Annotated in this window: 10 protein-coding genes; 2 read left to right on the top strand and 8 right to left on the bottom strand. The window is 66.2% G+C overall.

Annotated elements, in window-relative coordinates; all coding sequences use genetic code 11:
* Positions 1 to 170: 170 nt before the first annotated feature.
* The 3 genes from GSQ76_RS17620 to GSQ76_RS17610 are packed head-to-tail and all read right to left on the bottom strand — an operon-like array spanning position 171 to position 4,644.
* Positions 171 to 1,991 (bottom strand): acyl-CoA dehydrogenase C-terminal domain-containing protein, encoded by a 1,821-nt coding sequence (locus tag GSQ76_RS17620; protein WP_158745449.1) that lies wholly within the window; start codon positions 1,989 to 1,991, stop codon positions 171 to 173.
* A 22-nt stretch (positions 1,992 to 2,013) separates the two neighbouring features.
* The gene (locus GSQ76_RS17615; protein WP_158745448.1) at positions 2,014 to 4,227 is read right to left on the bottom strand and encodes a 3-hydroxyacyl-CoA dehydrogenase/enoyl-CoA hydratase family protein; all 2,214 of its coding nucleotides are present in this window, start codon (positions 4,225 to 4,227) and stop codon (positions 2,014 to 2,016) included.
* A gap of 9 nt (positions 4,228 to 4,236) precedes the next feature.
* Positions 4,237 to 4,644, bottom strand: coding sequence for a MerR family DNA-binding transcriptional regulator (locus GSQ76_RS17610; protein ID WP_254070474.1), 408 nt, complete (start codon positions 4,642 to 4,644; stop codon positions 4,237 to 4,239).
* A gap of 107 nt (positions 4,645 to 4,751) precedes the next feature.
* Between GSQ76_RS17610 and GSQ76_RS17605 the strand changes: the two genes are divergently transcribed.
* Complete coding sequence (locus GSQ76_RS17605; protein WP_158745447.1) at positions 4,752 to 6,050, top strand: aspartate aminotransferase family protein; 1,299 nt, start codon at positions 4,752 to 4,754, stop codon at positions 6,048 to 6,050.
* A 4-nt stretch (positions 6,051 to 6,054) separates the two neighbouring features.
* On the opposite strand, the gene GSQ76_RS17600 is transcribed toward GSQ76_RS17605, so the two are convergent.
* From GSQ76_RS17600 to GSQ76_RS17580, 5 genes are read right to left on the bottom strand one after another with little or no spacing between them, the layout of a single operon-like run.
* On the bottom strand, positions 6,055 to 7,260 hold the full coding sequence (locus tag GSQ76_RS17600; RefSeq protein ID WP_158745446.1) for an ABC transporter substrate-binding protein: 1,206 nt from the start codon (positions 7,258 to 7,260) through the stop codon (positions 6,055 to 6,057).
* Positions 7,261 to 7,318: 58 nt separating this feature from the next.
* On the bottom strand, positions 7,319 to 7,831 hold the full coding sequence (locus GSQ76_RS17595; protein WP_158745500.1) for a GNAT family N-acetyltransferase: 513 nt from the start codon (positions 7,829 to 7,831) through the stop codon (positions 7,319 to 7,321).
* A gap of 47 nt (positions 7,832 to 7,878) precedes the next feature.
* A complete protein-coding gene (rpoD, locus tag GSQ76_RS17590) occupies positions 7,879 to 9,825 on the bottom strand; it encodes an RNA polymerase sigma factor RpoD (protein WP_158745445.1) in 1,947 nt (648 codons plus the stop codon).
* A gap of 29 nt (positions 9,826 to 9,854) precedes the next feature.
* Positions 9,855 to 11,654 carry a DNA primase gene (gene dnaG, locus GSQ76_RS17585; protein ID WP_158745444.1) on the bottom strand — a complete coding sequence of 600 codons (1,800 nt, stop codon included), beginning with the start codon at positions 11,652 to 11,654 and terminating at the stop codon, positions 9,855 to 9,857.
* Positions 11,654 to 12,106 carry a GatB/YqeY domain-containing protein gene (locus GSQ76_RS17580; RefSeq protein WP_158745443.1) on the bottom strand — a complete coding sequence of 151 codons (453 nt, stop codon included), beginning with the start codon at positions 12,104 to 12,106 and terminating at the stop codon, positions 11,654 to 11,656. Before GSQ76_RS17580 ends, dnaG begins: the two co-directional genes overlap by 1 nt.
* A 130-nt stretch (positions 12,107 to 12,236) precedes the next feature.
* On the opposite strand from GSQ76_RS17580, the gene GSQ76_RS17575 reads away from it, so the two are divergent.
* The coding region (locus GSQ76_RS17575; protein WP_158745442.1) for a carbamoyl-phosphate synthase small subunit at positions 12,237 to 13,175 on the top strand (939 nt) is incomplete at its 3' end.

Below are 13,175 nucleotides of genomic sequence, written 5' to 3'. Positions count from 1 at the left end.
CTGGTTACTCTTCGATGTCGCGGCTGCGAAGCATCACGGCGAAAAGGCCTGCCATCGTCAGGAGACCAGTGATTCCGAAGGTGAGCGTCAATGACATCATTGGAGTGGACCCGTTTTGAATTAGCACACGGTCCAAGAATACGATCCAATTACTAACGGACGGTGAAAGTTCAGAACATTTCTTCGGCCATTTCCATCATGCTGCCCTTGCCCGACTGGATCGTCGCGGCCAGAGCCGCGGTTTGCGGCAGCAGGCGATCCATGAAGAACTGCGCGGTGTGCAACTTAGCCTGGTAGAACCGCGCATCCCCGTTGGCGGTGGGAAGCTTGCGTTGCGCCACCTGGGCGGAGCGAACCCACATGAAGCCCAGCGCCACCAGGCCAAACAGCCGCAGGTAGTCGGCGGCGGCAGCGCCCGGTTCCTCCGGATCGCGCTGCCCGGCGGCGGTGATGTGGGCGGTGGTCGTCTTCAATGTGTCGAACGCGTGGCCCAGCGCGCGGGCCATGCCACCGAGGCTGGGGCCGCCGAGGCTAGAGTCGTCGCGGTTGGGGTCGTCGCGGTTGGCGGCGAGGAAGGCGGCAACCGGCTCGAAGAACCGGGTGAGCAGGCGACCGTCTTGCGCACCCAGTTTGCGCGCGACGAGGTCCATCGCCTGGATGCCGTTGGTGCCCTCGTAGATCATCGCGATGCGGGCATCGCGGACGTATTGCTCCATCCCGTGGTCACGGACGTAGCCGTGGCCGCCGTAGACCTGCATGCCCAGGCTCGCCATGTCGAAGCCGATATCGGTGAACAGCGCTTTCACGATGGGGGTCATCAGCGCGGTGAAATCCTCCGCGGCCTCCCGCACCGCCGGGTCGTCGGCGTGGACCACCTGGTCGAGTTGCTGCGCCACCCAGCCGCCTAGGGCACGGCAGCCCTCGGCATAGGCGCGGATCGTCATCAGCATACGGCGAACATCGGGGTGGACCAGGATCGGGTCCGCCGCCTGGCCCGGCGACTTCGTGCCCGAGGGGGAGCGGCCCTGGATCCGGTCCTTGGCGTAGAACACGGCGGATTGGTAGGCCGCCTCCGCAATGCCCAGGCCTTGGACGCCGATGGACAGGCGCTCGCTGTTCATCATGGTGAACATGGCGCGCAGGCCCTTATGCGGCTCGCCCACCAGCCAACCGGTCGCGTCGTCGAAGCTCATCTGGCAGGTGGAGGAGGCCTTGATCCCCATCTTATGCTCGATGGCGGTGCATAGGACGCCGTTGCGCATGCCGGGTTCGCCGGACGCGTCGGGGATGAATTTCGGCACCAGGAACAGGCTGATGCCTTTCACGCCCGGGGGCGCATCCGGTAGGCGGGCGAGCACGAGGTGGATGATGTTCTGCGTCAGATCATGCTCCCCGGCGGTGATGAAGATCTTGCTGCCGGTGATCTTGTAGGTGGCGTCGGGCTGGGGCACCGCCTTGGTTCGCAGCAGGCCGAGATCGGTGCCGCAATGGGATTCGGTCAGGCACATCGTGCCGGACCAGGTGCCATCCACCATCTTCGGCAGATAGAGTTGCTTCAACTCCTCCGACGCGTGGTCGAGGATGGCCTGGTAGGCACCGTGGGTCAGACCGGGGTAGAGGCTGAACGAGAGGTTGGTGGAGCAGAGCATTTCCTCGACCTGCTTGCTCACCACTTCGGGCAGGCCCTGGCCGCCGAACGCCGGGTCGGCAGCGATGGCGGTCCAGCCGGACTCGCGGAATGCGTCGTAGGCTGGTTTGAAGCCGGCGGGCGTACGGACGACGCCATTCTCGTAGGTACAGCCTTGCTCGTCACCGCTGGCGTTGATCGGGAGGAGGACGCTCTCGGCGAACTTGGCGGCTTCCTCCAGGATCGAGTCGATCAGGTCGGGCGTGACCTCTTCGAACCCCTTCATGGTGGTGAGTTTGGCGCTGTCATGCAGTTCGTGGATGACGAATTGCATGTCGCGCAGCGGGGCTTTGTAGGTCTGCATGATGAGCGGCTTTCGGTATGTGCTAGTTGCGCAGGGGCTTGCCGGTGGCGAGCGTATGCTCGATCCGGGCTTGCGTGCCCGGCGTGGCGATGAGGTGATCCAGCGCCGCGCGTTCGCGGGCGAGCATCGTGCCCTCGGTTGCGTTGTCTGCGCCGTAAAGGATGCCGGCCAGGGCGGTGGCGACGATGAGGTCGTGATTTTCCGCGGCGATCGGCGTGGTGCGGGGTGACGTGGGTATGTGGGGCGGCGCTGGCGGAGTGTAACCGGGCACCATGGACAATGCCCGCGCCTTGGCGTCCGCCAGCACGCGGTCGCGGTTCATGCTGATGCCGTCCGTTGGGCGCAAATAGCCCCATTCCTTCGCCTGGGCAGCGGATTTGGTGATGGCGGCGCTGCGAATGAGGTCGAAGACCCGGTCGGCGTCGCGCAGGCGCAGCAGCATCTCCTTGCAGCCGCCCCAGCCGGGCACCAGGCCCACATTGCATTCCACCAGGCCGATTGCGGCCTCCGCATGCGCCTGCACCGCGCTCGAATGCAGCAGCACTTCGCAGCCGCCGCCCAGCGCCATGCCGACGGGTGCGGCGACGACCGGGAATGGCGCGTATTTCAGCGCCGTGAGTGCGTGTTGGCCGGTGATGATCTTGGCCTCGACCGCGCCCGCCTTGCCTTCCTTCGCGGCGGCAAGCAGGCCGGGCAAATTGGCGCCGACCGAGAAATTCGGGCCTTCGTTGTAGATCACCAGCGCCTTGGGTGCGGCGGCAATCACGTCCCGCAGCAGCGCCATGATGGCGTCGTCCAGGGAGTTTGCCTTGGAGGTGAATTCGAAGCACAGCACGCCGTCGCCAATATCCCATACGCTGGCGGAGGAGTTTTGCATCACCGGCTTGGTCTGGCGCTTCACGTCGTCCAGCGGCAGCACACCGTCGGCGCGCAGGATGTCGCGGTACTCGCCATCGAGGCCGAGGAATTGCTCCCGCCCCAGCTCGATCCGGTAGAACGGTCGTCCCGCTGCCACTTGCAGCAGCTTAGGAACGTCCTTTCGCTCCGCCCGCAACCGCTCGGCAAACCAGGCGGTGCCGAGCTTGTCGATCAATTGGAATGGACCCCAGCGCCAGTTGTAGCCCAGGCGCATCGCGGCATCGACGTCGACCAGCGTGGCCGCGGCCTCCGGCACAACGCTGGCGGCATAGGCGAGCGTGGCGCCCATTACGGCCCAGGCGTACTGGCCGGCCTGGCTCGGCGCGTCCATCAATTGCGCCAGCACCGGGGATTTCAGTTCGGGTAGGTCGGGGGTCTGCTCCGCCCGGTAGTCGCCGGTGGCGAGGTCGATTGCCTGCCGGGTGCGGGTTTTGCGGTCGAACAGATAGAAGCCGCCCTTGCCCTTTCGGCCGATGAACCCGTCCGCGATCATCCGCGTCATCAGTGTCATTTCGCGGTTGTGCCGGTGGAAGGCGTCGTCCTTTGCCAGCGTGCGGGCGAGGCTGGCGTTGACGTGGGGGATGAGGTCGATGCCCACCAGATCCAACAGCCCGAATATGCCGGTGCGCGGGATGCCGAACGGCTTGCCGATGACGGCGTCCGCCGCCTCCACGCTCACACCGCCATCGAACGCCGCGACGATCCCAACCTGCATCCAGAAGCTGCCGACGCGATTGGCGATGAAGCCGGGCGCGTCGTTGCAGATGACGATGGACTTGCCGAGCGTCGCGTCCGCGAAGTCGCGCACCGCTTGGACGATCGCCGGGTCGGAATGCGGGCCGGGGACGACCTCCAGCAGGCGCATGTAGCGCGGTGGGTTAAAGAAATGCGTGATCAGAAAATCGCGCGCGAACTGCTCGCCAAGCCCAGCCGTCAACACGTGTAGGGGAATAGTGGAGGTGTTGGAGGACACGGCAGTGCCGGGGCGACGCACCGCCTGCAGCTTGCGATACAGATCCTGCTTCACCTCGGGCCGTTCGACGATCACCTCGATGATCCAGTCGCACTCGGCCAGGCGGCCCAGATCGTCCTCGATATTGCCGGGCTCCACCAGGGCGGCAGCGCCTGGCGTCATGAAGGGCGCGGGCTCGGTTTGCAGCATCTTCGCCACGACGCTGGTGGCGACGACGCTGCGATCGTTGGCGCCGGGCGGCACGATGTCCAGCAGCATCACGGGCACGCCGGCATTGGCGACCTGGGCGGCGATCCCCGCCCCCATCACGCCCGCACCGATGACGCCGACCTTCTTGATGACCATAGGATTCCCCTATTCCACCCGCTCGGCGAGCTGGTGTTTGGTTTGCTGCGATAACTCGTGCAGTTCGGCCAGCGTCTGGGCCAGCGCGGTGCGCTGCTGCTCCAACCGCTGGATGCTGGCGGTGACAGCGCGGTCCAGCGCGCGCAACTGCTCCGCCCCGGTGGCGTCGGCCTTGTAGAGCGCCAGGTATTCGGCGATTTCGCGCAGGGAGAAGCCGAGGCTCTTGCCGCGCAGGATCAGCACCATACGGGCGCGGTCGCGTGCGGCGTAGACGCGGGTGGTGCCCAGGCGGCGGGGCGCGATGAGCCCGCGATCCTCGTAGAACCGTAATGTTCGCGCCGTCACCCCCAGCTCGGCCGCCAGGGCGGAGACGGTGAACAGACGCTCCGGCTCGGGCGGGGTGACCAACGCGTGCAAGGGCTTCCCTATACGTCAACCTGGCGATTGGTTACTGCCGCCACTCCGGCTTTGCAAGCGGGGGGTGAAGCACCGTAGGCTCCCGCCAGCGACACAAGGCCCCCACCATGACCGAGACCCTGCCCGCCTCCGCCACCCGCCACCTGCTGCGCTTCGGGGGTGACTTCGTGCCGTTCATCGCCGACCGGGCGGAGGGATCCTTCGTGTTCGACAAGGCCGGGCGCCGGGTGCTGGACTTCACCTCCGGCCAGATGAGCGCGATTCTCGGCCACTCCCACCCCGAGGTGACCGAGACGATCCGCGAGGGCGCCGGGCGGCTGGTGCACCTGTTCTCCTCGATGCTCAGCCAACCCGTGATCGACCTGGCGGAGAAGCTGGCGAGCCTGATGCCGGGCCTGCCCCGCGTTCTGCTGCTGTCCACCGGCGGCGAGGCGAACGAGGCGGCAATCCGCATCGCCAAACTGGTAACGGGGAAGTTCGAGATCGTCGGCTTCGCGCAATCCTGGCATGGGATGACCGGCGGGGCCGCGGCGGCGACGTACAAGGCCGGACGGCGCGGCTATGGCCCGGTGGCCGCCGGGTCGTTCGCCATTCCCGCCCCCAACGCCTTCCGCCCCCGCTTCCCCGGCGTGACCTGGCGGCAGGAGTTGGATGACAGCTTCGACCTGCTGGACCGGCAGAGCACGGGCAATCTGGCCGCCTTCATCGTGGAGCCGATCCTGTCCAGCGGCGGCATTCTCGTGCTGCCCCCCGGCTACCTCCGTGCGCTGCACGCCAAGTGCCGGGAGCGTGGGATGCTGCTGATCGTGGACGAGGCGCAAACCGGTGTCGGCCGCACCGGTCGCATGTTCGCCAGCGAACACGACGGCATCGTGCCCGATATCATGACCCTATCGAAGACGCTGGGCGCTGGCCTGCCACTTTCGGCCGTCATGACGTCGGACGAGATCGCGGCCGAATGCAATGCCCGCGACTTCCTGTTCTACACCACCCACGTGAACGACCCGCTGCCCGCCATGGTTGGGCTGAAGGTGCTGGAGATCGTGCAGCGCGACGGGCTGGCCGCCTGGGCGGACATTAAGGGCGCGCAACTCCGCGCCGGGCTGAAGGCAATTGGCGACGATCATTCCTGCGTCGCGGATGTGCGCGGGCGCGGGCTGCTGCTGGGGCTAGAGTTCGGCGATACGGCGGATATGGCGGCAGCGGCGCTGTCGGACGCGGTGACCGATCGAGCGCTGGACCTAGGACTGTCCGCGAACATTGTGCGTGCTGGGTCATCTGGAGGGGTAATGCGCATCGCCCCGCCACTGACGATTTCGACGGAGGAGTTGGACCTTGGCGTGTCGATCCTGCGCCAGGCCGTGGTGGACGTCACGTCTGGGAAGATGGCGCAGGCGGCGGAGTAGCGCCCTACTTCACCAGCGGGCAGCCACCATCGGCGAGTGGGCGAAAGGCTTGCTCGGCAGGGATGGTGAGCACTGGCTCGTAAAGGTCCCAGTCGGATTTGGAGGCGGCGGGGATTTTCACCCGGTAGACGTACATCGGGTGGATCGCGCGGCCATCGGCACGTACGGCGACCTGGCCGAACAGAGCGTCGTCGATCGGGTGGCTTTTCATCGCCGCCATCACCTTGTCGCCCTCGATGCTATCCGCTTGCTTCGCCGCGTGGAGGTAGGCAAGCACGGAGGAGTAGACGCCGGCCTGGTTGGATGTCGGTACGCGGCCGGGCATTTTCTCGGCAAAGCGCTTGGTGAAGGCGCGGGTGGCGTCGTCGCGATCCCAATAAAACGCCTCCGTCAGCAGCAAGCCTTGCGCCAATTGCAGACCCATCGCCTTCACGTCGGTGATCTGGGTAAACAGCCCGGTGACCTTCTGCGCCGGGGTGACGCCGAATTCGGCCGCCTGCTTCACCGCGTTCACCAGATCGCTGCCGGTATCGCCGAACGCCACCACGTCGGCACCGAAGGATTGGGCCTGCAGCAAGTAGGACGAAAAATCCGTGGTCCCCAGCGGATGCTTAACCGAGCCGACGACCGTGCTGCCGCCGAGCTTCTTCAGCGCGTCGGTCGTGTCCTTCTCCAACGCAGCGCCCAGCGCGTAGTCGAACGAGATGAAGTACCATTTCTTCGCCCCAGCCTGCGTCAGCGCGCGGGCGGCGGCGTTGCCCAGGGCCCAAGTGTCCATGGTCCATTGCACCGTGGTGGGCTGGCAGAACTTGCCCGTGAGGTCGGAGGTGCCGACGCTGCTGCCGATGAAGGTGCGGTTCTTGTCGTGCAGCACCTGGTTCACAGCGAGGGCTACGCCGGAATTCACCGCATCTGCCACCGCGGCAACACCGTCCTGGTCGACCCAGCGACGCGTGATGGTGCTGCCGACATCAGGCTTGTTCTGGTGGTCGCCATACAGGATCTCGACCTTGATGCCGCCGGACTCCTTGGCGAAATCATCGGCTGCCAGTTGCGCCGCGACGACGGAGCCCTTGCCGGATTGGTCGGCGAACGGGCCCGACTGGTCGTTCAGCACGCCAATTTTGAGGGTGTTGCCAGGAACGTCCGCCCAAGCGGGAGACGCCGCAGCCAGAAGTGCCATAGCGAGCCAGGCGGCGGTGGTCTTCATGCGTGACGTTCCCGGGTTTTCGTTTGGAGCAGGCTATAATGCCGGGCAGGCGACCGGGCTAGACCCGCAGATGGTCCGGGATCGACATGCCCAACCGGGTCGGCACATCCCAAATTTCTCGCACGGAGCGGATCGGACGAAAGCCGGTGCGCAGGTAGGTGGGGAGCGCCCTTGGATGGTCGGCGGTGCAGGTGTTCACCGTCACGCCGCGTGTCGTCATGCTGAACGCCTGGTCCACCGCGGCACGTAGAAACGGGCCGCCCAGGCCGCGGCCGACCGCATTCGGCATCAGGCCGAAATAGCTGAGGTTCACGTCCGGCCGCGCCCGGCCATCCAATTCGAAGAAGCCAGCGGGTTCACCGCCGCGATACAGCACGTGGATGCCGACCGCCGGATCTTGCAGGATGCCCTCCAGCGCCGAGTCCGGCATGGCCCGGCGCAGCCACCACAGATGCGGCGCGCCCACCGTGTCATACAGAAACCGGTAGAACGCGATGGTAGGCCGGGTCACCCGCACCAGGTTGGTGTCGGGCGGCAGCGCGACCGCTGGGTTAGCCGGCGGGCGCTCCATCCGCAGAAACGTCACCGTGACGGCGACACGGGAGGCGGGTTGCACCTCTAATCGTCGAGGAACGAGCGCAGTTTACGGCTGCGGCTCGGGTGCTTCAGCTTGCGCAGGGCCTTCGCTTCGATCTGGCGGATACGCTCGCGGGTCACGTTGAACTGCTGGCCGACCTCTTCCAGCGTGTGGTCGGTGTTCATGCCGATACCGAAGCGCATGCGCAGGACGCGTTCCTCGCGCGGCGTCAGCGACGACAGCACGCGGGTAGTCGCCTCCCGCAAATTGGCCTGGATGGCGGCATCCAGCGGAATGACCGCAGCCTTGTCCTCGATGAAGTCGCCCAGATGGCTGTCTTCCTCGTCGCCGATAGGCGTCTCCAGGCTGATCGGCTCCTTGGCGATCTTCAGGACCTTGCGGACCTTCTCCAGCGGCATGCCAAGCTTCTCGGCCAACTCTTCCGGCGCCGGTTCCCGCCCGATTTCGTGCAGCATCTGGCGGCTGGTGCGCACCAGCTTGTTGATCGTCTCGATCATGTGCACGGGAATGCGGATCGTGCGGGCCTGGTCGGCGATCGACCGGGTGATCGCCTGGCGGATCCACCAGGTTGCGTATGTGGAGAACTTATAGCCGCGACGATACTCGAATTTATCCACGGCCTTCATCAGGCCAATATTGCCTTCTTGAATAAGATCAAGGAATTGCAGGCCGCGGTTGGTATATTTCTTCGCGATCGAGATCACCAGGCGCAGGTTCGCCTCGATCATCTCCTTCTTGGCGCGCGCGCTGTCCCGCTCACCGCGGCTCACCGTCATATAGACCCGGCGGAATTCCGGAATCGGCAACCCGCCATCCTGGGCGACCGCCATGATCTTCTCGCGCACGTCGACTACGGCCTCGAAGTGCTTGGCAACGAAGGTCTTCCAGCCGCGACCGGGCAGGTTGGCCACCCGCTCCATCCAATTCGGATCCAGCTCGTAGCCGCGATATTCCTTCAGGAACTCGTCGCGGGAGATCTTGCACGTCTCGCCCAAGCGCAGCAGTTGCCCCTCCAGCGTGTTCAGCCGCTGGCTGAGCTGCTTGAGCTGGGTGACCAACTCCTCGATGCGGTTGTTATGCAGGCGCACTTGCTCGACCAGCGCGACCAGTTCTTCACGCTGCTTCTCGTAGCTCTTCTCGGAGCGGAGGTTCATCTCCTCGCCGAGCGTCATCGTCTCCAACCGGCGCGACTGCACCTTGTGGAGCTTCTTGTAGAGCGACTCGATCTCTTCGAAGTTGGCGAGAACCTCGGGCTTCAGCTTCTCTTCCAGCGCCGAAAGCGACATGCCGGGGCCTTCGCCCTCCTCGCTGTCATCATCGGGCTCTGGCGCTTCCGGGGCCTCCGCCTCGGCCGCCTCGCCGATCGCCTCGGGCGGTGGCGCGCCGGCGCCCTGCGTCGCCTCGAGGTCCACGATGTCGCGCAGCAGCATGCGGCCCGCCTTCAGCGCCTCGTGCCAGGCGATGATGGCGCGGAAGGTCAGCGGGCTTTCGCACAGCCCGCCGATCATCATGTCGCGCCCGGCCTCGATGCGCTTGGCGATGGCGATCTCGCCCTCGCGCGACAGCAGCTCGACGGAGCCCATTTCGCGCAGGTACATGCGCACCGGGTCATCGGTGCGGCCGATATTGGCTTCGTCGACGTTACCGGCGGGTTCGGCGCCTTCGGTGCCCTCCTCCTCCTCGGCCTTCTCGGCCTTGGCGGGGGCAGCCTCACCGTCCTCGGTCTCCTCGCCCTCGACGACCTGGATGCCCATCTCGCTGAGCATCGCCATCACGTCCTCGATCTGCTCGGAGCTATTGTGCTCCGGCGGCAGGACGGCGTTCAGCTCATCGAATGTGATGTAGCCCCGCTCCTTGCCACGCGCGATCAGGCGCTTGACGGCGGCGGCGTTGGTGTCGAGCAGGGTGGTGTCGGCATCCTGCTCCGCGGTAGCGGATTCGGCGGTCGCTGCGGGCTTCGTCGCCATATCGGCTGTCTCCAACTCTTTCGGGCCGGCTAGGCCTCTGCATCATCAACCATGGCGTCCTGCGCCAGGGCCTCACGCGCCGCGCACAGCGCGACCAGGCGGGTCTGTGCGGCCGGGCTGGGCGACCGCTGGAAGGCTGCCGCAGCGGCGGCGACCTCCTCCTCCAGGCGCGATCGATTGAGCAATCCGAAGAAGTGCCACCATCCCGCCTCTGCCTCTGCCGGCATTGCCGTCGGCCCAGCGCAGGCCGGCAGGGGCATCGGGCGTGTAGCCAACACGCGATGCGCCTGCGCGGCGTGTCCAGATAGTGCGAGGTGGTTCATGAGACCGTCGAAGTCAAGCGCAGCCTCGGATTCATAGTAACGAATTAGGGCATCACGCACACCATTGTATTCCGGAAGCAACGGCAGGCCGGATAGCGCCTCGGCAACGTCACCGATCAGGCCTGGATGGTTGATTAGGATGGCCAGCATGGCGCGGTGCCGCTCGGCGATCGCCTGGTCCTCGCCTGGGGCGACGCGGGCGGGTGGCGGGGCAGCGGGCTTGCTGCCGGCCCGCATGCCGGGCCGGCGGCGGGTGGACTCGAAGAAGCGGTCGCGCAGGGCGCTGCGATACTCGCTGGCCAGGCCTTTGTCGCCGATACGGGCGGCAGCAGCGTCCAACCGGGCGCGCAGGGCGGAGCGATTCTCCGGCGTGTCGGCGGCGAACCCTTCCCGCAAGATCTCGAACAGGGCCTGCGCAAGGGGGCGCTTGGTGGCCAGCACGGCCGTGAATGCCGCCGGGCCGCCGCGGCGCACCAACGTATCAGGGTCCTCCCCGTCCGGGAGCGTTACGAGGCACAGCGTGCGGTCGGGCGCAATCAGCGGCAGTGCGACCTCGGCCGCCCGGGCCGCCGCGCGCGCACCGGCGGCGTCACCATCGAAACACAGGGTCGGAGCGTCGGACAGGCGCCAGAGCTCTTCCAGCTGGGCTGCGGTCAAGGCCGTGCCCAGAGGCGCGACGGCGCCGCCGAACCCGGCCTGGTGCAGGGCGATGACGTCCATGTAGCCCTCCGCCACGATGACCCCGTGCTCGGATTTGCGGGCGCCTTCGCGGGCAAGGTCAAGGGCGTAGAGGTTGCGAGATTTGGAGTAAACTGCGGTCTCTGGCCCATTGATATATTTCGGTTTTGCGTCGCCAAGGGCGCGGCCGCCCATGCTGATCGTACGGCCGCGGCGATCGCGGATAGGGAACATGACGCGGTTGTAGAATAGCTCGCGGTTCGTGCCGTCGTCGCGGCTTTGCAGCAGTCCGGCTTCCGCCATGCAGGCGGGCGGGATGTCTTGGTGGGCGAGTTCGGCTGTCAAACTGCCGCGACCGTCGCCGGACCAGCCAAGGCCGAAGCGATGGATCGTCTCGTCCGTCAGCCCACGGCCGCGGAGGTAAGCCAGCGCCTCCCGACCCTGCGGTTCATGCAGCCGGCGCGTATAGGCGGCGGCAACCAGATCCAACACGCCGGTCAGGTCCAGCCGAGCCCGCTCCGCCTCTGCAGCGGCGGGCGATGGCTTCGGCACGTCCAACCCAGCCTCGCCAGCCAGGCGCTCCACCGCCTCGATGAACCCGGCGCCTTCGGTGTTCATGACGAATCCGATCGCGTCGCCGTGCGCACCGCAGCCGAAGCAGTGATAGCCGTCGTCGTAGACGTAAAAGGACGGGCTCTTTTCGCCGTGAAACGGGCAGCAGCCTTTCCACGACTTGCCGGACCGCGCGAGCTTTACCTTGCGGCCGACGAGCGCAGCCATTGGCGTGCGCGCCCGCAGCTCATCCAGGAAGGCGGGAGGAAGCGCCATTAGCCGGCCAGACGCGCCTTCACCAGCGGGGTGGCGCGCGCCATGTCCAGCGCTGCGGCGTGCTTCGCCTTTAGGGCGGCCATGACCTTGCCCATATCCTTTGGCCCTGCGGCGCCGGTTTCGGCGATGGCCGCATCGACGGCGGCGCCGACCGCCGCTTCGTCCATTTGCTGCGGTAGAAACGCTTCGATCACTGCGATCTCCGCCTCCTCTTTCGCGGCAAGCTCGGGCCGGGCGCCTTGGTTATACATCACCACCGACTCCCGGCGGGACTTCACCATGCCGCGCAGCACCGCCGTCACCGCGTCATCGCTCAGCGGGTCGGCCGGGCGGACGGCGATGTCGGCATCCTTCACCTTGGCCAGGACCATCCGCAGCGTCGACGTTCGCGCGGAGTCGCCAGCCTTCATCGAAGTCTTCAAGGCATCGGTGAATTGGGTGCGAAGCGTCATGGGGACTTGTTCCGAGAGAGAGCGGCGGCGAGTCGGTGTGCTGCCGAGACATACCTGCTCATATGGCCATTCACAGAGTCGCCGCCAACGAGTCTTTGCGTTGGGAAGTTTTTTCCCATATGGATTTCCCATGCCCAGCGTCGAAGAGATCATCGCGCAGATTGGCGGCCCAGATGCCGCAGCCCGGCTTACCGGCGTCGGCCACGAAGCCATTCGAAAGTGGCGCCAGTCCCGCGCGATCCCGTCCAAACATTGGGCCGCGATCGTCGCCGCCACCGGCCTCGCCTTTGCTGACCTGCAACCCACCCAGTCGAGTAGCCCCATGCCCCAGTCCGAAACCACGCCCCCCGGCGCGACCGCCGTCCTCGTGCTGGCCGATGGCTCCGTGTTTTGGGGCCGCGGGTTTGGGGCGCATAGCAGCGGGCGCGTGGGGGAGTTGTGCTTCAACACGGGAATGACCGGCTACCAGGAAACCCTGACCGACGCGTCCTATGCTGGGCAGATCATCACCTTCACCTTCCCGCATATCGGCAATGTCGGCACCAACCCCGGCGATATGGAGGCGATCAACCCCGCCGCGCTGGGCCTGGTGGTGAAGCAGGATGTGACCGAGCCATCCAACTGGCGGTCGATCCAGACGCTTGACGCGTGGCTCAAGGCGCAGGACATGCCCGGGCTGGGCGGCGTCGACACCCGGGCACTGACCTTGCGCATCCGCGACGGCGGCCCGCCGAACGCGGTGATCGCCTTCCCCGGCGACGGCAAGTTCGACATTCCTGCCCTGACGGCCCGAGCGCAGGCTTGGCCGGGGCTGGAGGGCATGGACCTCGCCAAGCAGGTGTCCTGCACGCAGAGCTACGAGTGGGACGAGGGTACCTGGTCGATCGAGCATGGTTTCCAGACGCAGACTGCGCCAAAATATCACGTGGTTGCAGTTGATTACGGGGCGAAGCGCAACATCCTCCGCAGCCTTGCCTCGGCTGGATGCCGCGTCACCGTGGTGCCAGCGTGCGCCACGGCAGAGGACATCCTGCGCCACAAGCCGGATGGCGTGTTCCTATCCAACGGA

The organism is Acidisphaera sp. L21 (genome assembly GCF_009765685.1).
Taxonomy (GTDB): domain Bacteria; phylum Pseudomonadota; class Alphaproteobacteria; order Acetobacterales; family Acetobacteraceae; genus LMUY01.
This window is presented reverse-complemented; position numbering and strand designations above follow the sequence as displayed.